The 22,508-nt window shown below is 60.6% G+C and carries 23 protein-coding genes; 11 read left to right on the top strand and 12 right to left on the bottom strand.

Features of this window, described 5'->3' with window-relative positions:
• The first annotated feature begins 4 nt into the window (after window positions 1–4).
• Window positions 5–1,042, top strand: a complete 1,038-nt coding sequence (gene holA, locus FHX11_RS22195) for a DNA polymerase III subunit delta (protein WP_184360913.1) — start codon at window positions 5–7, stop codon at window positions 1,040–1,042.
• Between the two features lie 175 nt (window positions 1,043–1,217).
• On the opposite strand, the gene FHX11_RS22190 is transcribed toward holA, so the two are convergent.
• The 9 genes from FHX11_RS22190 to hemE all read right to left on the bottom strand — a co-directional run bounded on the left by FHX11_RS22190 (window position 1,218) and on the right by hemE (window position 10,973).
• Window positions 1,218–2,099, bottom strand: a complete 882-nt coding sequence (locus FHX11_RS22190) for a ParB/RepB/Spo0J family partition protein (RefSeq protein ID WP_184360910.1) — start codon at window positions 2,097–2,099, stop codon at window positions 1,218–1,220.
• A gap of 30 nt (window positions 2,100–2,129) precedes the next feature.
• Window positions 2,130–2,927, bottom strand: a complete 798-nt coding sequence (locus tag FHX11_RS22185) for a ParA family protein (RefSeq protein ID WP_184360907.1) — start codon at window positions 2,925–2,927, stop codon at window positions 2,130–2,132.
• A 19-nt stretch (window positions 2,928–2,946) separates the two neighbouring features.
• A complete protein-coding gene (rsmG, locus tag FHX11_RS22180; protein WP_184360904.1) occupies window positions 2,947–3,564 on the bottom strand; it encodes a 16S rRNA (guanine(527)-N(7))-methyltransferase RsmG in 618 nt (205 codons plus the stop codon).
• 25 nt (window positions 3,565–3,589) lie between these two features.
• Window positions 3,590–5,470: a tRNA uridine-5-carboxymethylaminomethyl(34) synthesis enzyme MnmG gene (mnmG, locus tag FHX11_RS22175; protein WP_184360901.1), complete on the bottom strand. Its 1,881-nt coding sequence runs from the start codon at window positions 5,468–5,470 to the stop codon at window positions 3,590–3,592.
• A 111-nt stretch (window positions 5,471–5,581) separates the two neighbouring features.
• The gene (mnmE, locus tag FHX11_RS22170) at window positions 5,582–6,916 is read right to left on the bottom strand and encodes a tRNA uridine-5-carboxymethylaminomethyl(34) synthesis GTPase MnmE (protein ID WP_184360898.1); all 1,335 of its coding nucleotides are present in this window, start codon (window positions 6,914–6,916) and stop codon (window positions 5,582–5,584) included.
• Between the two features lie 35 nt (window positions 6,917–6,951).
• Window positions 6,952–7,719, bottom strand: coding sequence for a methyltransferase (locus FHX11_RS22165; protein ID WP_184360895.1), 768 nt, complete (start codon window positions 7,717–7,719; stop codon window positions 6,952–6,954).
• A gap of 193 nt (window positions 7,720–7,912) precedes the next feature.
• Entirely contained in the window at window positions 7,913–9,178 is a 1,266-nt protein-coding gene (gene rho / locus FHX11_RS22160) for a transcription termination factor Rho (protein WP_004127423.1), read from the bottom strand.
• Between the two features lie 201 nt (window positions 9,179–9,379).
• Window positions 9,380–9,934 (bottom strand): protoporphyrinogen oxidase HemJ, encoded by a 555-nt coding sequence (hemJ, locus tag FHX11_RS22155; RefSeq protein ID WP_184360892.1) that lies wholly within the window; start codon window positions 9,932–9,934, stop codon window positions 9,380–9,382.
• A 4-nt stretch (window positions 9,935–9,938) separates the two neighbouring features.
• Complete coding sequence (hemE, locus tag FHX11_RS22150; RefSeq protein WP_184360889.1) at window positions 9,939–10,973, bottom strand: uroporphyrinogen decarboxylase; 1,035 nt, start codon at window positions 10,971–10,973, stop codon at window positions 9,939–9,941.
• 400 nt (window positions 10,974–11,373) lie between these two features.
• Here hemE and FHX11_RS22145 point away from each other — a divergent pair, with 400 nt between their 5' ends.
• The 5 genes from FHX11_RS22145 to dnaQ all read left to right on the top strand — a co-directional run bounded on the left by FHX11_RS22145 (window position 11,374) and on the right by dnaQ (window position 15,103).
• Window positions 11,374–12,195, top strand: a complete 822-nt coding sequence (locus FHX11_RS22145; protein ID WP_184360886.1) for a pyruvate, water dikinase regulatory protein — start codon at window positions 11,374–11,376, stop codon at window positions 12,193–12,195.
• A 129-nt stretch (window positions 12,196–12,324) separates the two neighbouring features.
• Window positions 12,325–12,924 carry a Maf-like protein gene (locus FHX11_RS22140; protein WP_184360883.1) on the top strand — a complete coding sequence of 200 codons (600 nt, stop codon included), beginning with the start codon at window positions 12,325–12,327 and terminating at the stop codon, window positions 12,922–12,924.
• On the top strand, window positions 12,917–13,774 hold the full coding sequence (locus FHX11_RS22135) for a shikimate dehydrogenase (protein ID WP_184360881.1): 858 nt from the start codon (window positions 12,917–12,919) through the stop codon (window positions 13,772–13,774). The genes FHX11_RS22140 and FHX11_RS22135 overlap by 8 nt, the downstream gene beginning before the upstream one ends.
• On the top strand, window positions 13,774–14,391 hold the full coding sequence (coaE, locus tag FHX11_RS22130; protein WP_184360878.1) for a dephospho-CoA kinase: 618 nt from the start codon (window positions 13,774–13,776) through the stop codon (window positions 14,389–14,391). The genes FHX11_RS22135 and coaE overlap by 1 nt, the downstream gene beginning before the upstream one ends.
• A gap of 1 nt (window position 14,392) precedes the next feature.
• A complete protein-coding gene (gene dnaQ / locus FHX11_RS22125) occupies window positions 14,393–15,103 on the top strand; it encodes a DNA polymerase III subunit epsilon (RefSeq protein ID WP_184360874.1) in 711 nt (236 codons plus the stop codon).
• A gap of 24 nt (window positions 15,104–15,127) precedes the next feature.
• On the opposite strand, the gene FHX11_RS22120 is transcribed toward dnaQ, so the two are convergent.
• The 3 genes from FHX11_RS22120 to FHX11_RS22110 form a co-directional block, all read right to left on the bottom strand.
• The gene (locus tag FHX11_RS22120; RefSeq protein ID WP_184360871.1) at window positions 15,128–15,760 is read right to left on the bottom strand and encodes a LysE family translocator; all 633 of its coding nucleotides are present in this window, start codon (window positions 15,758–15,760) and stop codon (window positions 15,128–15,130) included.
• 145 nt (window positions 15,761–15,905) lie between these two features.
• A complete protein-coding gene (secB, locus tag FHX11_RS22115) occupies window positions 15,906–16,388 on the bottom strand; it encodes a protein-export chaperone SecB (protein ID WP_184360868.1) in 483 nt (160 codons plus the stop codon).
• A gap of 93 nt (window positions 16,389–16,481) precedes the next feature.
• Complete coding sequence (locus tag FHX11_RS22110) at window positions 16,482–17,018, bottom strand: FxsA family protein (protein ID WP_184360865.1); 537 nt, start codon at window positions 17,016–17,018, stop codon at window positions 16,482–16,484.
• A 146-nt stretch (window positions 17,019–17,164) separates the two neighbouring features.
• On the opposite strand from FHX11_RS22110, the gene FHX11_RS22105 reads away from it, so the two are divergent.
• The 5 genes from FHX11_RS22105 (at window position 17,165) to gyrB (ending at window position 22,505) form a co-directional block, all read left to right on the top strand.
• Window positions 17,165–17,866 (top strand): Tim44/TimA family putative adaptor protein, encoded by a 702-nt coding sequence (locus FHX11_RS22105; RefSeq protein WP_184360862.1) that lies wholly within the window; start codon window positions 17,165–17,167, stop codon window positions 17,864–17,866.
• The gene (locus FHX11_RS22100; protein WP_184360859.1) at window positions 17,863–18,981 is read left to right on the top strand and encodes a murein transglycosylase A; all 1,119 of its coding nucleotides are present in this window, start codon (window positions 17,863–17,865) and stop codon (window positions 18,979–18,981) included. Before FHX11_RS22105 ends, FHX11_RS22100 begins: the two co-directional genes overlap by 4 nt.
• Window positions 18,981–19,559, top strand: a complete 579-nt coding sequence (locus tag FHX11_RS22095) for a Smr/MutS family protein (protein WP_184360856.1) — start codon at window positions 18,981–18,983, stop codon at window positions 19,557–19,559. Before FHX11_RS22100 ends, FHX11_RS22095 begins: the two co-directional genes overlap by 1 nt.
• Window positions 19,556–19,921 carry a helix-turn-helix transcriptional regulator gene (locus FHX11_RS22090; protein ID WP_184360853.1) on the top strand — a complete coding sequence of 122 codons (366 nt, stop codon included), beginning with the start codon at window positions 19,556–19,558 and terminating at the stop codon, window positions 19,919–19,921. The genes FHX11_RS22095 and FHX11_RS22090 overlap by 4 nt, the downstream gene beginning before the upstream one ends.
• A 148-nt stretch (window positions 19,922–20,069) precedes the next feature.
• On the top strand, window positions 20,070–22,505 hold the full coding sequence (gyrB, locus tag FHX11_RS22085; RefSeq protein ID WP_184360850.1) for a DNA topoisomerase (ATP-hydrolyzing) subunit B: 2,436 nt from the start codon (window positions 20,070–20,072) through the stop codon (window positions 22,503–22,505).
• Window positions 22,506–22,508 lie beyond the last annotated feature (3 nt).

Genomic DNA, 22,508 nt, shown 5'->3' with positions numbered 1-22,508 from the left:
GGCGATGTCGGAAATCAAGTCCCACGAATTCGACGGATTCCTGCAAAACGCCGCGCGCCATTACCGCCTCTTCGTCATCTACGGCCCGGATCGCGGTCTCGTGTCCGAACGGGCGGGGCAGGTCGCCGCCAAAAGCGGCGTCGACCTGAATGATCCCTTTTCGCTGATCAAGCTCGATGTCGGCGACCTGCAGAACGATGCCGGTCGCCTGCTGGACGAGGTCAACGCCATCGGCCTGTTCGGCGGCGAAAAACTGGTCTGGATCCGCGGTGCCGCCAATGAAAAGGCGCTGGTCGATTCGCTGCAGATCATCGCCGACAGTCCTCCGGAAGCGAGTTTCGTCGTCATCGAGGCCGGCGACCTCAAAAAGGGTTCCGGCCTGCGCAAGATCGCCGAAGCTTCGCGGGCCGTTGCCATCATCCCCTGCTATGCCGACGATATCCGTGCCCTGAACAGCCTGATCGACACCGAGCTAACGAGCGAAAACCTGCGCATCACGCCGGCGGCGCGACAGGTGCTGCTGGAGCTGCTGGGCGGCGACCGGATCGCGTCGCGCAACGAGGTGCGAAAGCTCGCGCTCTATTGCCGCGGGCAGGGGACGATCGAGGAGGATCATGTCAACGATATTATCGGCGATGCCAGCGCGATTTCCGCCGATGACGCCGTCGACGCCATATTGAAGGGCGATTCGCAGGCCTTTCTCCACGCGATGCAGAAGATCGCCTCGTCGAAAACGCCGATGTTTCTGGTTCTGCAGGGCTGCCTGCGGCAATTCCAGCTTCTCGACGTGATGCGTGCCGAGATGGATGAAAAGCGGCTGCAGCCGGCCCAGGTGATGCAGACGCTCGGCCGGCATCTGCATTTCCGCCGTAAGCCGATCATCGAGCAGGCGCTGCGCAGCTGGACGGCACCGGCGATCGCCCGTGAAATGAGCCGGCTGCAATCGGCCATCCTTCAGAGTCGGCAACGCGCCAGCCTTGAGGATACGATTGCCACGCACACATTGCTGGCAACCACGCTTCAGTCGGCACGTAAAGGCTGAGGTTTCACGAAAGCGGTTATCCTTCAGGACAACCGAGCTGACTTACAGCGCTAAGCATTTGAAAATAATGGATAAATATAAAAAGGCGGTTGGCGTCTCATAAACGCAAACCGCCTTAACTCGCTTCAGACGGACTCTGGATGGAAAACCATTCCGCAGTTTTCCCAAACTTGCTTTAGCGCCGTTCCAGCAGCCGGCAGATTTCCTCGAGCTGCTCCAGGGTCTTGTAGGAGATCTTCACCTGGCCGCCATTGCCGCGATGATTGATCGAGACATCCAGCCCCAGCGTGTCCGACAGCGTGCGCTCCAGCGCGAGAGTATCGGAATCCTTGTCATCCTTGCGCGCCGCCGGCCGAGGATCGCTTTGCGCCTTGATATCGTTCTGCGCCAGCCGTTCGGCATCGCGCACCGACATGCCCTTGGACACGATGGTCCGGGCAAGGGTGGCGGGATCGGAGGTGGAAACCAGGGCGCGGGCGTGACCGGCGGACAGGCTGCCCGCCGCAAGCATGTCGCGGACCGGATCGGGCAGCTTCAAAAGCCGCAGCGAATTGGCGACATGGCTGCGACTCTTGCCGATGATCTCGCCGAGATCGTTCTGCGTATAGCCGTGTTCGGCGATCAGCTGCTCATAGCCCAGCGCTTCTTCCAGCGGATTGAGGTCGGCGCGCTGAACGTTTTCGACGATGGCGATTTCCAGGGCCGTCTTGTCGTCGACATCGCGGACGATAACCGGGATCTCGATCAATCCGGCGAGCTGCGCCGCACGCCAGCGTCTTTCGCCGGCTATGATTTCAAAACGATCCGTGGAAGCAGTCCGCACCACGACCGGCTGCACGATACCGTGCTGGCGGATCGAACTGGCGAGATCGTGCAATTCCGTCTCATCGAAATAGCGGCGAGGGTTCCGGGGATTACGGCTGATGAATTCGATCGGCACCAGACGATCCGGATTGACGCTCGGCCTTCCGGTTTCGACGGGGGTCGGCTGATCCATCTCCCCGATCAGAGCCGCCAGACCGCGACCGAGACGCCGCTTCGAAAGATCATCATTCATCCTACTCACCCACTCCAGAACAAAACTCTATCAGGCTGCCGCCTTGCGCTGCCGCTCCCGCTGAATGACTTCCGAGGCCAGTTGCAGATAGGCCTGACTGCCGGCGCATTTCAGATCGTACAGGATCGCCGGCTTGCCGTAAGACGGCGCTTCCGACACGCGTACGTTGCGCGGAATCAACGTATGGTAGACTTTTTCGCCCAAATGCGTCCGCACATCATTGACGACCTGCTGCGCCAGATTGTTGCGGGAATCGAACATCGTCAACACGATACCCTGGATATCGAGCATGGGATTGACGGTACGACGCACCTGATCGACCGTTTCCAGGAGCTGACTGAGACCTTCCAGCGCAAAGAACTCGCACTGCAGTGGCACCAGAACCGAATGCGCCGCAGCCATCGCGTTCATCGTCAGCAGATTGAAGGAGGGCGGGCAATCGACAAGAATATAGGAGAAAGCGGCCGCATCGGCGGCATTCAAGGCGCGGCGCAGGCGGAAGACGCGATCCGGCTGCTGGGCGATCTCCATCTCGATGCCAAGCAGATCCATGGTCGACGGCACGATATAAAGATTGGGGACCGCCGTCTCCTGAACCGTCTCGACAATGCTATGGGTACCCACAAGCACGTCATAGGAGGAGAGCTTGCGATCGCGACGGTCGATGCCCAGGCCGGTGCTGGCATTGCCCTGCGGATCGAGATCGACGATCAGCACGCGCTCGCCAATGGCGGCCAGCGCGGTCGCCAGATTAATGGCCGTGGTCGTCTTGCCCACTCCACCCTTTTGGTTTGCGATGGTGATAATCCGGTTTCGCTCGCCGATCATTTGCCACATATCCATATGGTTAAATTCGACGTCGAGGGCGATTCAGCTCCAAAATCACGGAATCTCGCTCGACAACACTCGCATGTTTTACCAGATCGAATTCCCAACGACCACGGGCTTTCTGAATCTCGCGCTCATAATCCCGGCCTTTGTGCAGCAGCAGACGGATATTTTCGTTGCGCTCCGCCCACGGTGCTGCATAGTCCAGCAGCATATCCAGCTCCGCCAACGCGCGCGCGGAGACGACATCGCAGTCGGTGATGAGCTTCGGCGCTTCCTCGATTCGCACCGCATGCACGGCACCGCGAGCCTCGCATTCGCGCAGGCAAACCCGAAGAAATGCCGCTTTCTTCTGATTGCTTTCCACCAGATCGACGTGTCCAGCCCCCTGTTCCGCCAGCAGAATTGCCGTGATCACACCGGGAAAACCGCCGCCGCTGCCTAAGTCCACCCAATGCACCGGCTTCGGATAGAGCTGAAAAATCTGGGCACTATCGGCAATGTGCCGGCGCCACAGATCGTCGATCGTCGACGGTGCCACCAGATTGATGGTCTTTGCCCATTTCTGAAAGAGCTCGGCAAAATGCTGGAGCCGTCCCTGTGTTTCACGTGAAACACGTACACCGTTTAATTCCATCGCAGGACTCTCACACCTTGCAATCTCAGGAGACCATCTTCTGCTCACCGGCGGCCGCCAGCTTCCGCAGATGCGCCAGCAGCAGCGAAATCGCCGCCGGCGTCATTCCGTCGATGCGCGAGGCCTGGGCAATATTCTTCGGCCGTGCCACGCCCAGCTTCTGCTTCAGCTCATTCGAAAGACCCGACAGCGCGGCGAAATCGAAATCCGCGGGAATGACCCGCTCTTCCTCGCGCCGAACCTGAACGATATCCGACGTCTGACGATCCATGTAGACGGCATAGGCCGCTTCGATCTCGACGGCATCGGCAACGCGGCGGTCGATGGCCTGCAGCTCCGGCCACAACCTCGACAGGGAAGTGATCGACTGATCCGGATAAGAAAGCAGATCATAAGCCGATCGACGCTGCCCATCCTTGTTCAGATGCAGCCCGGCCTTTTCCGCTTCGCTGGGCGTCACGTTCAGCTGCTTTAACAGCGACCGCGCCTTTTCCAGCCGTTCCATGTATTCGCCAAAGCGTGCGGCACGGTCACCTTCGACGCAACCGATCGACAGCCCAAGCGGAGTCAGCCGTACATCGGCATTGTCGGCACGCAAGGACAGGCGATACTCCGCCCGCGAGGTGAACATGCGATAGGGCTCGGCAACACCGCGCGACGTCAGATCGTCGATCATCACCCCGATATAGGATTCCGTCCGGCTCAACTGGATAGCATCGCCGCCAGATGCCAGGCGCGCGGCATTCAGACCGGCAATCAAGCCCTGCGCCCCAGCCTCCTCGTAACCAGTGGTTCCATTGATCTGCCCAGCAAGGAACAAGCCCGGAATCTTGACCACTTCCAACGAAGGCTTCAGCTCGCGCGGATCGACATGATCATATTCGATCGCATAGCCACTTTGCAGGATACGAACTCGTTCCAGACCCGGAATGGTTCTGATGAAGGCGTCCTGAACCTCCTCGGGGAGGGAGGTCGAAATACCATTCGGATAAACGGTGCTATCGTCCAGGCCTTCCGGTTCCAGGAAAATCTGGTGGCCGTCGCGTTCGCCAAACTTGACGATCTTGTCCTCGATGGACGGGCAATAGCGTGGACCGATACCCTCGATCTGCCCGGAATACATGGCGGATCGCCCGAGGTTATCGGCAATGATCTTATGCGTTGCCGGCGTCGTTCGCGTGACCCCGCATTCGATCTGCGGATTCACGATGCGATCGGTCATGAAGGAGAAGGGCACCGGTTCGTCATCGGCACCCTGACGTCCAACCGTATCCCAGTCGATCGTCGTACCGTCGAGGCGCGCCGGCGTTCCCGTCTTCAACCGGCCCAGCGCCAAATTGTAGCGTTGAAGCGTTGCCGACAAGCCAACCGACGGCTTTTCGCCGACGCGGCCCGCCGGGATTTTCTTGTCGCCGATGTGAATGAGCCCACGCAGGAAGGTGCCGGTCGTCAAGACCACGGCACCGCAACGCAGCGTCCGGCCATCGGCAAGAATTACCGCCGACACCCGGCCATGATCGACGGCGAGATCGAAGGCATCGCCCTCGATCACTTCCAGATTTCCGATCGCCGGGATCTCGGCCTGCATGGCCAGACGGTACAGCTTGCGGTCCGCCTGTGTACGCGGACCGCGGACCGCCGGGCCCTTCTTGCGGTTGAGCATCCGGAATTGAATACCGCCAGCATCGGCGACACGGCCCATCAGACCATCGAGCGCATCGATCTCACGAACCAGATGCCCCTTGCCAAGACCGCCAATCGCCGGGTTGCAGGACATGACACCGATTGTGTCGCGCTTATGCGTAACAAGCGCGGTTTTTGCACCCAGCCGCGCGGCCGCGGCCGCAGCTTCGCTACCCGCATGTCCGCCACCCACAACGATGACATCATATATTGTATCGAGCATTGCCATAGCCCTTCACTGTTGCCGTCTGTTTGGCACAGCAATTTCAGGAGTCAAGAAGGTTTCACGTGAAACGTTCCGGCGCTTTCATTCCAAGGCCATGTTTCACGTGAATCATTTACCGATGCAGAACTCGGAAAAAATAACATCCAACAGATCTTCGACATCGACCCTGCCGGTAATGCGGCCAAGGCTATGTCCGGCCTGGCGCAGATATTCGGCGCGAATATCCAAGCCGGCAGACGTGGAGTTAACGGCCTGCGATAGAGCCGCAAGGCTATCATTCAACAACGTACGATGTCTCAAGCGGCTCGGCAGAGCCAGCGACAGAGCCTCGGACCGCGCCTGAAGATCATTGGCAAGCAGCCCGTGAAGCTCCGGCAAGCCAGCGCCGGTGGTGGAGGAAATACAGAGATCGTAGGCGCCCCTGTCTTCCGGATGGAGATCGGACTTGGTGCCGATGCGGAAAATCTTTCCGGTAAAGCCGGCAAACTCCGTCTCCGGCGCGGTGCCGATCTCCGCCAGCGACAGAATGATATCCGCGTCCGCCGCCGTTTTCAGCGCCCGCCGAATCCCCTCGCGCTCGATCATTTCTTCCGTTTCGCGCAGGCCGGCGGTGTCATAGAGCTTCACCGCATAGCCCTCGATGTTGAGATCGACATGCAGAACATCGCGGGTCGTGCCGGCTATATCGGTTACGATCGCCACCTCGCGGCGGGCAAGCGCATTCATCAGGCTCGACTTGCCGGCATTCGGCGCGCCCGCGATCACCACCTTCAGCCCATCACGGATGATCTCGCCGAAATCGGCGCCGGCGAGATGCCCGCGCACTTCCGCCTGGAGCCGCGCCATATCCTCCCAGACCATGTCGGACACCGAGCCCGGCACATCGTCCTCATCGGCAAAATCCAGCTCCGCCTCGATCAGGGCACGTGCCCGGGTCAGGCGATCGGCCCACTCCTGATAGAGCTTTGAGAGCCCGCCCGCCGTATGCTCCACCGCCAGGCGGCGCTGCATTTCCGTCTCAGCAGCAATCAGATCGGCCAGGCCTTCGATTTCGACAAGATCCATCTTGCCGTTTTCAAGCGCCCGGCGGGAAAACTCGCCATGCTCGGCCAAACGGCAATCGGAAAACGTAGACAGTTCCTGCAACAGCGCCGCAACCACCGCCTTGCCGCCATGGATATGGATTTCGGCACAATCCTCACCGGTGAAAGACGCCGGCGAGGGGAAAATCAGGATCAAGCCCTGGTCGACAGTAAGACCGTTACGAGTCCGAATCGTTTTCAATGCCGCATGCCGCGGCTTCGGTAGCGATCCCGCCAGTGCCGTGATCGCATCCATCGTCGCCGGCCCGCTGACCCTTATGACAGCCACGCCGGCCGGCGGAGCACCGCTGGAGAGCGCGAAAATGGTATCGTTCATGCTTTCATTCCGATTGATCCGCATCCGAATCGATTTGCCACCCGGACGACAACATATATTTAAGCTGCCTTTCGGCCCATCGCGTGGAAAAGGCGCGCCATGGCGCGATAGGGATCGCGCCGCGCAGCCGCCCGCTCCAGTGCAATCAGCTCGAGCGCCTGCTGTTCCTCGAAAGAACAAGCATCGAGATGATCGGAGAAAATCCTTACTCCCTGCCAGTCGCAGTCAGCAAAACCGCAAGCTTCCATTTCACCCATGATCATCAGGGGATCGTCCGCTCGCGTACTGATCCCCAAATTTCCCGTGCTGCTCGGCTCACCCGTTTCGATCAGCCGCCTCGCTATACCATAATCGCCGCGAAGCGCTTCACGAAAGCCATTGGCCAACAGGTTTCGCGACATGATGCTGAGCAGGCCGCCAGGGGCGACATGAGCCGCCAATTTGCGGATAGCCGGAACGCTATCGTCCAGATACATCAAGACGCCGTGGCTGCAAACGGCGTCGAACATTCGTCCCGGCTCGAAACTTGCGATATCGCCAGCGGCAAATTCAACGCACGCGCCCACATCCGGGGATAACGCCACCTTGCGCAGTTCTGCGCGGCGCAGCATCTCAGCCGAAACGTCGACTCCCAGCACTCTAAAGCCCGCTTCCGCGAGACGCAGCGACATTTCACCATCGCCGCATCCCATATCCAATATGGTGCCGCCAACGGGCGTTCGTTCGCGCACCGCCTCGAATATCAGCTCGTGGCGGATTCTGCCGCGTATCCCCTCGGAATAGGCCTGATAGGCGGCACCGACATTTCCGAAATCATCCACGTGCATGTTTCTCTCCTGCCTCATCGCCGGAATATACAACGCACAAATACGGACTGAACTTCGACGGCCGACGAATCGACATCGGTCAGGATAATTGCATAAGGACGCGCCACAAATAGAACGGGCCGCAAAAACGCGGCCCGATCATTGCATATGTCAGCCTCTTCCGCGCCTGAACAGGCGAGAATCCGGCTAAGGATTACGTATTCATCGAATCGAAGAAATCCGGATTGTTCTTCGTCTGCTTCAGCTTGTCGATGAGGAACTCGATGGCATCGGTGGTGCCCATCGGTGCCAGGATGCGGCGCAGAACGAAGATCTTCTGCAGATCCTGGCGCGGCACCAGCAGGTCTTCCTTGCGCGTGCCGGACTTGAGGATATCCATAGCCGGGAAGATGCGCTTGTCGGCAACCTTGCGGTCGAGGACAATTTCCGAGTTGCCGGTGCCCTTGAATTCTTCGAAGATCACTTCGTCCATGCGGCTGCCGGTATCGATCAGCGCCGTGGCGATGATCGTCAGCGAACCGCCTTCCTCGATGTTACGCGCAGCACCGAAGAAGCGCTTCGGACGCTGCAGGGCGTTGGCGTCGACACCGCCGGTCAGAACCTTGCCGGAGGAGGGAACGACGGTGTTGTAGGCGCGGCCGAGGCGGGTGATCGAATCGAGCAGGATGACCACGTCGCGGCCATGCTCGACCAGACGCTTGGCCTTCTCGATGACCATTTCAGCCACTTGGACGTGGCGCACGGCTGGCTCGTCGAAGGTCGAGGAAATGACTTCGCCGCGCACGGAGCGTTGCATGTCGGTCACTTCTTCCGGACGCTCGTCGATCAGGAGAACGATCAGGTAGCAGTCCGGATGGTTCGCCGTGATGGAATGGGCAATGTTCTGGAGCAGGACGGTCTTACCGGTGCGCGGCGGCGCGACGATCAGGCCACGCTGGCCCTTGCCGAGCGGCGCCACGAGATCGATGACGCGGGGCGACAGATCCTTCGAGGTGGGAACGTCGAGTTCCATGCGGAAACGCTCGTTCGGATAGAGCGGCGTCAGATTGTCGAAATGGACCTTGTGACGGATCTTTTCCGGATCGTCGAAATTGATGGTGTTGACCTTCAGCAGCGCGAAATAGCGCTCGCCTTCCTTCGGTCCGCGGATCGGGCCCTCGACGGTGTCGCCGGTCTTCAGCGAGAAGCGGCGGATCTGCGACGGCGAGATATAGATGTCGTCCGGACCCGGAAGATAGTTCGCATTGGCCGAACGCAGAAAGCCGAACCCATCCTGCAGAACTTCGACAACACCCTCACCGATGATTTCCACGTCCTGGCTGGCCAGAACCTTCAGGATGGCAAACATCAATTCCTGTTTGCGCATCGTGCTGGCATTTTCGACCTCGAGCGATTCAGCAAAAGCCAGGAGATCGGTCGGGGATTTGTTCTTAAGTTCTTGGAGCTTCATTTCAGCCATGAAGGGATTTACTCTGTGTTTTATCGGAGGGGAAAGGCAATGTTGGTCGTATTCAGAACCGCGAGAGGGATATTCGCGAGCGACAGAACTGATACATGCCACGAAGAAGAGATGGCGGGAAAATAGCGATTCACTTTGTGCCCCGCAAGGGGGGCGGACGAAAACAAGAAAATTTAACGTCGGCGCGAAATCCCGCCCGTTTCAAGCAAACGGCTTCACCACCACCAGAATGACGATCAGGATCATCAGCACCGTCGGCGCCTCGTTCATCAGGCGCCAGTAGCGGGCGGAATAGCGGTTCTCATCGCGCCCGAACGCCCGCACGGCGCGGCTGAAAAACATATGGACGCCCGTCAGCAGCACGACGAGGCCGATCTTGGCATGCAGCCAGCCGCCCTGGAAATCATAGACGGACCAGGCGAGATAGAGGCCGAAAATCCAGGTCAGCATCATGGCCGGCGTCATGATCACGCGCAGAAGCCGCCGTTCCATCACCTTGAAGGTCTCCGATTGCTGCGAGCCTGGCTCCGCATCGGTATGGTAGATGAAGAGCCGCGGCATATAGAAAAGACCCGCCATCCACGAGATCACCGCGATGATATGCAGCGCCTTGATCCAGAGATAGAGATTGTCCGGATGCCAGGCAAACAGCACGATCGCCAAAACAATGAAGGCCAGGATCATGAAATAGGCGCGCCGGCTGGCATAGGCGCCGGGACGAGGGTCCGTCTGCTTCTCCTGCGGTCGGTCGCTCATACCCTCAGCCTTTCCAGGCCCGCACGCGTTCGACAAGCGCCGAGACATGGGCGGGATTGGCCTGCGGCGTGATACCGTGGCCGAGATTGAAGATCAGCGGGCCGTTGCCCAGCTGCTGCAATATGTCATCGATCCCGTCTTCCAGAGCTCTGCCACCGGCAACCACGCGCATCGGATCGAGATTGCCCTGCACCGGTCCCTCCCGTTGCAGCTCCTTGGCAAAGGCCAGCGGCACGGACCAGTCGAGCCCGATCGCATCGGCGCCGGTCTTCTGCCGGTAGGTCTTCAGCTGATATCCAGCCCCCTTGGCAAAGGCGATGATCCTTGCCTGCGGCCTCCGTGCCTTGACCGATGCGATCATTCTCGCGACCGGCCTGGCAGCGAAAGCCTCGAACTCCTTTTCACCGAGCACGCCGGCCCAGGAATCAAAGATCTGCACGGCATCGGCGCCGGCATCGATCTGCGCCACCAGGTAATCGGCCGAGATATCCGCAAGCAGCGTCAGCAGATGCTCGAACGCCTTTGGATATTGATAGGCGAAGAGCCGGGCAGGGGCCTGGTCCGGCGTGCCGTGGCCGGCGATCATATAGGTCGCGACCGTCCATGGCGCTCCGCAGAAACCGAGAAGCGTCGTTTCATCAGGCAGTTCGCTGCGCAGCCGCCGCACCGTTTCCATGACGGGAGCGACATGCCCAAGTACGCCATCCGCTTTCAGCGCGAAAATGCCCGCCTCGTCGATCGGCTCCATTTCAGGACCATGCCCCTCGGTAAAGCGGACATTGCGTTTCAACGCATCGGGAATGACCAGAATATCGGAAAACAGGATTGCCGCGTCGAAACCGTAACGACGAATGGGTTGCAGCGTCACCTCGACGGCATGTTCCGGGCTGTAACAGAGATCGAGAAAGCTGCCGACCTTCGCTCTCGTCTCCCGATATTCCGGAAGATAGCGGCCTGCCTGACGCATTAGCCAGAGAGGGGGAGGGCTCAGCGTTTCTCCGCCAAGTACCCTCATGATCTTCCGGCGCTCGTCGCTCAATGACTTATCCCATCTAAAAACCAAAGATATTTAAAAGGTTTCTATTTCTTAGAGTCGGTGACTATCAAGGATTAAAATCCATCCACGACCGATCCAAAATGTCGCGCCTCGGCCTCGATTGCGGCAAAGAAATCAAATGGGCGCCGGGATATGTGGATAAGATCAGGCTTAGATCAATCTTTCCAGGTGCTTGCTGGAGATTTCATTTCGATCCGATCTGGGGAAAAACTGGGGAGCGTCCGGATCAAAATCAGCTTATCCACATTGCCCACAATCCCACTGAGGCGCTGCGGCCAAAATTCGAAATGTGGAAAAGTCGGCGGTTTTCCACTTGCCCCCGACCGGGCGCTTCCCGTACCTCTCTTCTCTCCCAAGATATCAACAGGTGATGGAAAGTAGCGTGGAAAACCGGACAAGCTTCTTTCATCTGCATCTGATTTCTGACTCAACGGGCGAGACTCTGATCTCCGCCGGTCGGGCCGCGTCAGTGCAATTCCATGCCAGTCAACCGATCGAGCACGTCTATCCGCTGATCAGGAATCGCAAGCAGCTGCTGCCGGTGCTGCAGGCGATCGATCATAGTCCTGGCATCGTCCTCTATACGATCGTCGATCGCGAGCTTGCCGATTTCATCGATGAGCGCTGCCGCGAGATGGGCGTACCCTGCGTCAACGTGCTTGAACCGGTGATGAACGTCTTCCAGACCTATCTGGGCACGGCGTCGCGCCGGCGCGTCGGCGCCCAGCATGTGATGAACGCCGACTATTTCGCGCGCATCGAAGCGCTGAACTTCACCATGGATCATGACGACGGTCAGATGCCGGACGATTATAATGACGCCGACGTCGTCATTATCGGCATCAGCCGGACTTCGAAGACGCCGACCAGCATCTATCTGGCGAACAGGGGCATCAAAACAGCCAATATCCCGATCGTTCATGGTGTTCCCCTGCCGGAAAGTCTGCTGCGGGCCACCAAGCCGTTGATCGTCGGACTGGTGGCGACCACCGATCGCATATCGCAGGTTCGCGAAAACCGTATCCTCGGCACCACGCCGGGCTTCGACCGCGGCGGCTACACCGATCGCGCCACCATCTCCGAGGAGCTGAAATATGCCCGCTCGCTGTGCACCAGGCATAATTGGCCGATCATCGATGTCACCCGGCGCTCGATCGAGGAGACGGCGGCAGCCATTGTTGCCCTGCGCCCGAAGCTGCGCTAGAGCAATTCCAGGAAAAGCGTGCAGCGATTTTCCGCCCGGAATTGCATAAAAACAAAACGTTAGAGCGTTTCCGCAATTCCATGAAACGCTCCAGGCGCTGCACAGCGTTATTTTTAAGGTTCTCCGATCATGACAATGCCGCTCATCCTTGCTTCCTCCAGCCCGTTCCGGCGGATGCTGATGGACAATGCCGGCCTGCAATTCAAAGCCGTTGCCGCCGATATCGACGAGCGCGCGGTCGAGGCGCCGCTGGAGCGGGATGGGGCCAAGCCGGATGCGGTGGCGCTGGTACTGGGCAAAGCCAAGGCCAAGGAGGTGAGCGACCGTTTTGCCGGCTCGCTGGTGATCGGTTCGGATCAGACCATGTCGCTTGGCGATCAGGTCTTTCACAAGCCGAAGACGATGGCCGAGGCCGAAGGCCATCTGCAAAGCCTGTCCGGCAAGACCCACCGTCTGAACAGCGCCGTCGCACTGGCGCTGAATGGCGATATCATCTGGGAGCATATTTCCCATGCCGAGCTGACCATGCGGGATCTGTCCGCCGGCTTCATCCATCGGCATCTGAACCGCGTCGGCGACAAGGCGATGTCGAGCGTCGGCGCCTATCAGCTCGAGGGGGAGGGCATCCAGCTTTTCTCGAAGATCGACGGCGACTATTTCACCATCCTTGGCCTGCCGATGCTGCCGCTGTTGCAGAAACTTCGTGAATTGGGGGCGATCGATGGGTGATTCACGTGAAACATCCGCGCCGAATGCCTTCGTCACCGGCTATCCCGTCAAGCATTCGCGTTCACCCTTGATCCATGGTCACTGGCTGCGCACGCTTCATCTTGCCGGCAGCTATCGTGCCGTCGAAGTGACGCCGGAGGATTTTCCGGCCTTCATCGCCGGATTGAAGGACGGCTCGTCCGATTTTGTCGGCGGCAACGTCACGATCCCGCACAAGGAGATGGCATTCAAGCTGGCGGATCGGCCGGATGACTTGTCCGAGGAACTTGGCGCCTCGAACACGCTCTGGCTCGAGGACGGGCTGCTGCATGCCACCAACACCGACGGCCGCGGCTTCACCGCCAATCTGGATGAGCGTCAGGCAGGCTGGGACAGCACCGACCGCGCCGTGATCCTCGGTGCCGGCGGGGCGAGCCGGGCCGTGATCCAGGCGGTGCGCGACCGCGGCATCCGGGAGATCCATGTCATCAACCGCACCGTAGCGCGGGCGCGGGAACTGGCCGACCGTTTCGGTCCGCGGGTGCATGCCCATCCGATGCCGGCGCTGGCCGAGGTGATGCAGGGTGCCGGTCTTTTCGTCAACACGACCTCGCTCGGCATGGACGGCGAAGAGGCGCCCCTGATCGATTTCTCACCGCTGGCTGGAAACGCCGTTGTCACCGATATCGTCTATGTTCCGTTGAAGACGCCGCTCTTGGCGCAGGCCGAACAGCAGGGCTTCGCCATTGTCGATGGTCTCGGCATGCTGCTGCACCAGGCCGCGCCTGGCTTCGAAAAATGGTTCGGCAAGCGTCCGAAGGTCGATGAGATGCTAAGAGCATTGATCATCGCGGATATGGATGGACATTGATGATCCGCGTCGGTCTCACGGGTTCGATCGGGATGGGGAAGTCGACCTCGGGGAAGCTCTTCGCCGAAGCTGGCATTGCGGTCAACGACGCCGACGCCGTGGTGCATGACCTTTATACCGGCGAGGCCGTGCCTCTGGTCGAGGCGGCCTTTCCGGGAACGACCGAAAATGGTGCCGTCAACCGGCAGGAACTCGGCCGCAGGCTTGCCGCCGATCCCTCCGGTTTCAAACGGCTGGAAGCGATCGTGCATCCGCTGGTGCGTGAGCGCGAGCGCAAGTTCCTTCAAGAGCAACAGGCAGCCGGCGCCGATATCGTCGTGCTCGACATTCCCCTGCTGTTCGAGACGGGTGCGGACAAGAGGGTCGACAAGATCGTCGTCGTCAGCTGCGATCCACAGATTCAAAGGGAGAGGGTGCTTGCCCGGCCGGGCATGACGGAGGAAAAATTCAATGTGATTCTCTCGCGCCAGACGCCGGATGCCGAGAAGCGGGCCAGGGCCGATTATGTCATCGACACCAGCCACAGTATCGACACCACGCGGGAGCAGGTGAGAACCATCATAGCCGATCTGCGGCGGCAGCCGGCCGGAGACCAACCCACAGGCGGGGAGCCCTGACATGCGCGAAATCATCTTCGATACGGAAACCACCGGTCTCGACAACAGGGCGGATCGTATCATCGAAATCGGCGGCATCGAGCTTTTCAACCATTTCCCGACCGGCAAGACACTGCATCTCTATATAAATCCCGGCGACCGCAAGGTTCACCCGGATGCGCTGGCCGTGCACGGCATCACCGACGAATCGCTGAAGGACAAGCCGCCCTTCGCCGACGTCGCCGACCAGATCCTCGCCTTTTTCGAGGGCGCCAAGTGGATCGCCCACAACGCCACCTTCGACATGGGTTTCGTCAATGCCGAATTCGCCCGCCTTGGCCGTCCGCCGATCCTGCCGGATATGGTGATCGATACGCTGGCCATGGCGCGGCGCAAGCATCCCATGGGGCCGAATTCGCTGGATGCGCTCTGCCGTCGCTACGGCATCGACAACTCGCATCGCACCAAGCACGGCGCGCTTCTCGACTCCGAACTGCTGGCCGAAGTCTATATCGAGATGATCGGCGGTCGGCAGACGGCGCTTGGCCTCGGCAGCAGCAACGGGTCTTCCGCGCGCTCCCGCCGCAATGACGAGGTGGAGGATGTCGTCGTGGAGATCATGACGCGGCCGTCTCCCCTGCCGAGCCGGATGAGCGAGGACGAAGAGGCGGCGCATGCGGCGCTGATCGCCAAGCTCGGGGAAAAGGGCATCTGGTCGAAATACCGCGCCTAGATATTCCGACCGGCAGAGGCACGGCTAGGTTCTGCTTCCGAGCGCAAGCCGGCAGGCAAGACCCGTGAACACCGCGGCGAGAAGATATTGCGGCAGCTTCGGGAAGCGGACGAAGCCGGAAAGGCGGACGCGGATATGGCTGCCGATCAGGATGACCGAGCCATTCACAACGAAACCGATTCCATTCAATATCGTGGCGAGCAGGAACATCTGCCCGACCATCGACCCGCCTTCCGGGCTGACGAATTGCGGGAAGAGCGCAAGGACGAACAGCACCATTTTCGGGTTCAGAAGGTTGGTCGCCAGGCCTTCCGTGACAATTCGGCTGTTCGAAAGCGGCTTCGGGGCGGATATCGGAGAAACGTTTGCTCCTTCGGAGCGGATCGTCTTGTACGCCAGGTAAAGAAGGTAGGCGCAGCCGGCCCAGCGGACGATCTCATAGGCGATCGGCACGGTCGCGAAGAGCTGCGAGAGGCCGAGCGCCGCGGCCAGGGCATGACAATAGGTGCCAAGCGCGATGCCCGCATAGGTCAGAAACCCCGCTGCTCGCCCCTGGCTGACGCTACGCGATGCGATGAGCAGCATATCGGGGCCGGGCGTAGCGGTGAGGACCACGGCGGCGGCGGCAAAAACTGTGAGTGTGGAAAGATCCGGCATGATTGTCCCCTTCGGATTGAGCCGGAATTCCCGTCTAGCAAATTTCACCATAATGGCAAGCAGTGCACGGTATGGTCCCTAAACGAAAAATGCCCGGACGATGATCCGGGCATTTTCGTCTGCATCGGTGAAAGATGCGAAAAGCTTAGTTCGGAACCGAAGACACCTGCGCGCGGGTCTGTTCTTCGGCCATGCGCTGCGTGAACATCTGCGCGAAATCGATCGGGTCGATCATCAGCGGCGGGAAGCCGCCGTTGCGGGTGATGTCGGCGATGATCTGGCGGGCGAAGGGGAACAGCAGGCGCGGGCACTCGATGAAGAGCAGCGGCAGCATATGTTCCTGCGGGAAGCCGGTGACGCGGAAGACGCCGCCATAGACCAGCTCGGTGTGGAAGAGAACCCGATCGCCGTCCTTGGCTTCGGCGCTCAGCGTCAGCACGACGTCGAAATCCGAATCCGACAGCGGATTGGCATTGACGTTGACATTGATATTGATGTCGGGAGCGTTTTCCCGGGCCTGCAGCGAGCGCGGAGCGCCCGGATTTTCGAAGGAGAGATCCTTGGTGTATTGAGCAAGGATGGTAAGGCTCGGGCTGGCTGCGCCGTTGCCGCTGTTCTCGTTGGCCATGGGGTTTCCTCTGACGTCTATGGGTGTCGCCATCTAGCATTTCGCATAAGGGCTTACAACCCTTGAGGCCTGGGCTGATTCCGGCCTTTCTTGCTAGTCTTCAAGCCGTTTCCGGTCGGACCAGGGAGAGTTGCGATCGGGCTCGCGGTGGAAATCCGTCTCGTCGAGATCGACCACCTGTCCACCACCCGGCTGGCGGGGCTGCGGGCCTGGAGCGCCGCCCGGACCGGATGTGTATCCGGGACCGCGCCGGAAGGCGCGCGACGAGCCGAGCACCACGATGCGCTTGCGCAGAACCGTCCAGGCCAGTTCGCGCACGGCGGGGATGAAGAGCAGCAGGCCGATTATATCGGAAATGAAGCCGGGCAGCATCAGCAAAAAGGCGGCCACCACGATCATGGCGCCATGCACCATCTCCCGGCCGGGATCGCCGCCATTGCGGCTTTCGGTCGAAATGCGCTGCAGGATGCCGATACCCTGGATTCTCAGGAGCGCGGCCCCGAGCAGCGCGCTCAGGATGACCAGCGCCAAAGTCGCCCACAGGCCCACCACCTTCCCGACGATGATGAAGCCGGCGATTTCGGCGAGCGGCATCAGGAAGACGAAGACGGGAAGAAGGGATAGGCGCATGATAGGGTGTCCTGAAAAGCGGGCTTATACGCTAAGCGTTAGTTCATCGCGTATAATAAAGATACCGGTCCGCTATTTGAATGATAGATGGATGCGGACTATATGGGGACTGAAACTTTTAATTTTAATGGTGGTTCCGACACGAGATGGGTGCAAACGACTTTGTGACGATCTTTTTCCTGGTGGCGGCGGTGCTGATCTTCTTTCAGTTGCGCAGCGTCCTTGGCCGCCGCACGGGAAATGAGAAGCCGCCGCGCGATCTCTACGGCTCCTCCGATCCCGCTGCCGGTCCGAACGCGCCGGATGCCGGCAAGGTGGTGACCCTGCCGCGCCGGGACGCGGCCGACGAGGAAGACCGTTTCGCCGCCATCGACGCTTTCACCCCGGCCGGCACGCCGCTCAACGATTCGCTGCGCGAACTGAACAAGGCCGATCCGAGCTTCAACCCGAAGGAATTCGTCAACGGCGCCCGCATGGCCTACGAGATGATCGTCATGGCCTTCGCCGATGGCGACCGCAAGGCGCTGAAGGGCCTGTTGTCGCGCGAGGTCTACGAGGGCTTCGATGCCGCCATCGCCGAGCGCGAAGCCAGGGGCGAAAAGGTGAAGTCCACCTTTGTCGGCATCGACAAGGCGGATATCGTCAGCGCCGAGATGAAGGAGGCGGAAGCCTTCGTGACCTTGCGCATCGTCAGCCAGATGATTTCGGCGACCTATGACAAGGCCGGCACGCTGATCGACGGCGATGCCGAGGCAGTGGCGGAGATCAGCGATGTCTGGACCTTCGCCCGCGACAGCCGTTCGCGCGACCCCAACTGGAAACTCGTGGCGACCGAATCCGAACAATGACGAGCGCATCGAAGGATTTCAGGCTGGAGCCGGCAACCTTCGCCGATCTGAAGGGCTGGAGGGATGACGATCCCTCCAGCCTTTTTCGCGCCATGAGGGACTGTCGCGCCCATATCCGCGATGTAAAACCCTATCGCACCGGCGTCGCCGGCCTGACCGCCGATGATCTTCTGACCCTGCTCGATGCCGCCGAGGGCTATGAGCCCCGCGACGCGGCCGAGGCGCGGGCCTTCTTCGAAGAGCGCTGCCGGCCCTTCTTCATCCGCCGCGGCGATGGCGGCAGCGGTTTCGTCACCGCCTTTTTCGAGCCGGAGATCGCCGTTTCCGCGACGCCCGATGAAACCTATCGCTATCCTTTCTATCGCCGGCCGGACGATCTGGTCGATCTGGACGACGGCAACAGGCCGTCGGAGCTCGACCCGTCCTATATGTTCGGCAGGCTGAAGGATGGAGCGATCTGTGCCTATCCCGATCGTGGCGAGATCGATCGTGGCTATCTGGACGGCAAGGGTCTGGAGATCGCCTGGGCGAAGTCCAGGGTCGACGTCTTCTTCGTGCATGTTCAGGGTGCCGCGCGGCTACGCTATGCCGATGGGCGCATGGGCCGCATCACCTATGCCGCCAAGGCCGGTCATCCCTTCTCGGCCGTCGGTCGCTTGCTCATCGAACGCGGCATGCTCGACCGGGCGACGATCTCGATGCAGACGATCCGTGATTGGCTCTACGCCCATCCGCAGGAGGCCGACGAGGTCCTCTGGCACAATCGCTCCTACATCTTCTTCCGCGAGGCCGATGTGAGCGATCCCGCGCAGGGGCCCATCGCCGCCGCCAAGGTGCCGCTGGTCGCCGGCCGGTCGCTCGCGGTCGACCGGCTGATCCACACCTTCGGCTTTCCCTTCTTCATTCGCTCGGAAGGCTTGACCCATCTCGATGCCGGCCAGCCCTTCGGGCGCCTGATGCTGGCGCTCGATACCGGCTCGGCGATCGTCGGCCCGGCGCGCGGCGATATCTTCACCGGTTCCGGCTACGATGCCGGCGAGCTGGCCGGAACCGTGCGCCACGACGCCGATTTTTATATACTGGTTCCGAAGGCGGCGGCTGAGAGGTTTGGCTGATGGCCCCGGAACGATCCTCCAAGGAGCGAAAGCTCAGCGCCGACGAGCGTATCCTCTGGGGCAAGGTGGCGAAAAGCACGCGGCCCATGCCAGGACGGCTCGCCGATATCGAGGCTTTCGAGGAGATATTGGAAGCACAGGCGCAAGAGGCCGCGCGCGCCGAAACCTCGAAGATCAAGCCTCTACCCGCCGATCAGCAGACGCAGTCACCACCGGCGAAACAGCCCTCGGGCCAACATCAGCCGCTGGAACGGCCGGTCAAGCGCAAGATCGCCAAGGGCCGGCTGGCGCTGGAGGCGCGCATCGATCTTCATGGCCTGATCCAGAGCGAGGCGCATGTCATGCTCCTGGATTTCCTGCTGCGCGCGCATGAACGCGGCCTGCGCCATGTGCTCGTCATCACCGGCAAGGGCAGCTCCATGGGCAGCGAAGGCGCGCTGAAACGCGCCGTGCCCATGTGGTTCTCCAAGCCGGAATTCCGCTTCCTGATCTCGTCCTACGAGACGGCGGCGCAGCATCATGGCGGCGAGGGCGCCCTCTATATCCGCCTGTCGCGCCTGAAGGGGGACCGGCCATGACGCCCTTCGGCGAAGCGGTCCGCAAGCTCAGGGCGCGCAAGGGCGTCTCGCAGAAGGAAATGGCTGAGGCGCTGAATGTGACTCCGGCTTATTTATCCGCCTTAGAACATGGAAAACGCGGCACGCCGACCTTCGACCTGTTGCAACGCATCGCCGGATATTTCAACATCATCTGGGACGAGGCCGAGGAATTGTTCCTTCTGGCACGCTTTTCCGACCCGCGGGTCGTCGTCGATACCTCGGGTCTGGCGCCGGAATATACGGCCTTCGTCAACCGCTTGGCGGACCGGATTCGCACGCTTGAGCCCGCCACCATCAAGGAACTCTCCCAGCTTCTGGAAAATGCCGGCAAAAGGGGCTGAAAACCGCCGTAATCCCCTGTTTTATACCTGATATCCGGGCCTTCCGTTTGGAAGTCGAGGGGGAAACATCCTATATTCAGGAAAAGAAAAACCGCTGATTCGGTAGGGATTCGCGGGATTCTCTAAAACACTGGAAAGACTTCAATACATGACCGACATCTCCGTAACCGAAAACGGCGGCAATGCCGAGTATGGCGCAGACAGCATCAAGGTTCTCAAGGGCCTCGATGCCGTGCGCAAGCGCCCCGGCATGTATATCGGCGACACGGATGATGGCTCCGGTCTGCATCACATGGTCTACGAAGTCGTCGACAACGCCATCGACGAGGCTCTGGCCGGTCATGCCGATATCGTCACCGTGACGCTCAATCCCGACGGTTCGGTGACGGTCACCGACAACGGCCGCGGCATTCCGACGGACATCCATAGCGGCGAAGGCGTCTCGGCGGCCGAGGTCATCATGACCCAGCTTCACGCCGGCGGTAAGTTCGACCAGAACTCCTACAAGGTTTCCGGCGGCCTGCACGGCGTCGGCGTTTCCGTCGTCAACGCGCTTTCCGTCTGGCTGCGGCTGAAAATCCGCCGCCAGGGCAAGATCCACGAAATGAGCTTCACCCATGGCGTCGCCGATGCGCCGCTGAAGGAAACGGGCGATGCGGGCGAGGCCACCGGCACGGAAGTCAGCTTCATGCCGAGCTCGGAAACCTTCACCATGACCGAGTTCGACTATGGAACGCTGGAGCATCGCCTGCGCGAGCTCGCCTTCCTGAATTCCGGCGTCCGCATTCTGCTCACCGACAAGCGTCATTCCGACATCAAGCAGGAAGAGATGCTGTATGATGGCGGCCTCGAGGCTTTCGTCTCCTATCTCGACCGCGCCAAGAAGCCGCTGGTCGAAAAGCCGGTCGCCATTCGTGGTGAGAAAGACGGCATCACCGTCGAAGTGGCGATGTGGTGGAACGACAGCTACCACGAGAACGTGCTCTGCTTCACCAACAACATTCCGCAGCGCGACGGCGGCACGCACATGGCCGGTTTCCGCGCCGCGCTGACCCGCCAGATCACCTCCTATGGCGAAACCTCGGGCATCACCAAGAAGGAAAAGGTGACGCTCACCGGTGACGATTGCCGCGAAGGCCTGACGGCGGTGCTGTCGGTGAAAGTGCCGGACCCGAAATTCTCCTCGCAGACCAAGGACAAGCTGGTTTCCTCGGAAGTCCGCCCGGTGGTCGAAAGCCTCGTCAACGAAGCCCTCAGCACCTGGCTCGAAGAGCATCCGTCTGAAGCCAAGGTGCTGGTCGGCAAGGTGGTCGAAGCCGCCGCCGCCCGCGAAGCCGCCCGCAAGGCGCGTGAACTGACCCGGCGCAAGGGCGCCCTCGATATCGCCTCGCTGCCCGGCAAGCTTGCCGATTGCTCCGAACGCGATCCGGCCAAGTCGGAAGTCTTCCTGGTCGAGGGCGATTCGGCCGGTGGCTCGGCCAAGCAGGGCCGTTCGCGTGAAAACCAGGCGATCCTGCCGCTGCGCGGCAAGATCCTCAATGTCGAGCGCGCCCGTTTCGACAAGATGCTGTCGAGCCAGGAAATCGGCACGCTGATCACCGCGCTCGGCACCGGCATCGGCAAGGACGAGTTCAACGCCGACAAGCTGCGCTACCACAAGATCATCATCATGACGGATGCTGACGTCGATGGCGCCCACATTCGCACGCTGCTGCTCACCTTCTTCTTCCGCCAGATGCCCGATCTCATCGAGCGCGGCCATCTCTACATCGCCCAGCCGCCACTCTATAAGGTGACGCGCGGCAAGTCGGTGCAATATGTGAAGGATGAGAAGGCCTTTGAGGAATATCTCATCGGTCAGGGTCTGGACGATACCAGCCTGCGGCTCGGCAATGGCGAAGTCCGGGCCGGCGAGGATCTGCGCGAACTCATCGCCGACGCCCTGCGCCTGCGCACGCTGCTCGATGGTCTGCATTCGCGCTACAACCGGGCCGTCGTCGAGCAGGCGGCGATTGCCGGCGCCCTCAATGCCGAACTCGTCAGCGACCCCGCGCGCGCCGAAGGCCTGGTGAATGACGTGGCCAAGCGGCTCGATGTCATCGCCGAGGAAACCGAACGCGGGTGGACCGGCGCCGTTACCGGCGAGGGCGGCCTGCGTTTCGAGCGCATGGTACGCGGCGTCAAGGAAGTCGTCGTCCTCGACATGGCACTGATCGGCTCGCAGGATGCGCGTCTCATCGATCAGGTCGGTTCGCGCCTCAAGGAAGTCTATGATCTGCCCCCGACGCTCGTGCGTCGTGATGGCGAGACCGAGATTTCCGGCCCGCGCATGCTGCTGGAAACCGTCTTTGCCGCTGGCCGCAAGGGTCTCACCATGCAGCGCTACAAGGGTCTCGGCGAAATGAATGCCGAGCAGCTCTGGGAAACCACGCTCGATCCGAACGTCCGTTCGCTGCTGCAGGTCAAGGTCGCCGACGCGACCGATGCCGACGGCCTGTTTGCCCGGCTCATGGGTGACGAGGTCGAGCCCCGGCGCGAGTTCATCCAGGAAAACGCGCTGAGCGTCGCCAATCTCGATATCTAATTC

Source organism: Rhizobium sp. BK602 (assembly GCF_014195095.1).
Taxonomy (GTDB): domain Bacteria; phylum Pseudomonadota; class Alphaproteobacteria; order Rhizobiales; family Rhizobiaceae; genus Rhizobium.
This window is presented reverse-complemented; position numbering and strand designations above follow the sequence as displayed.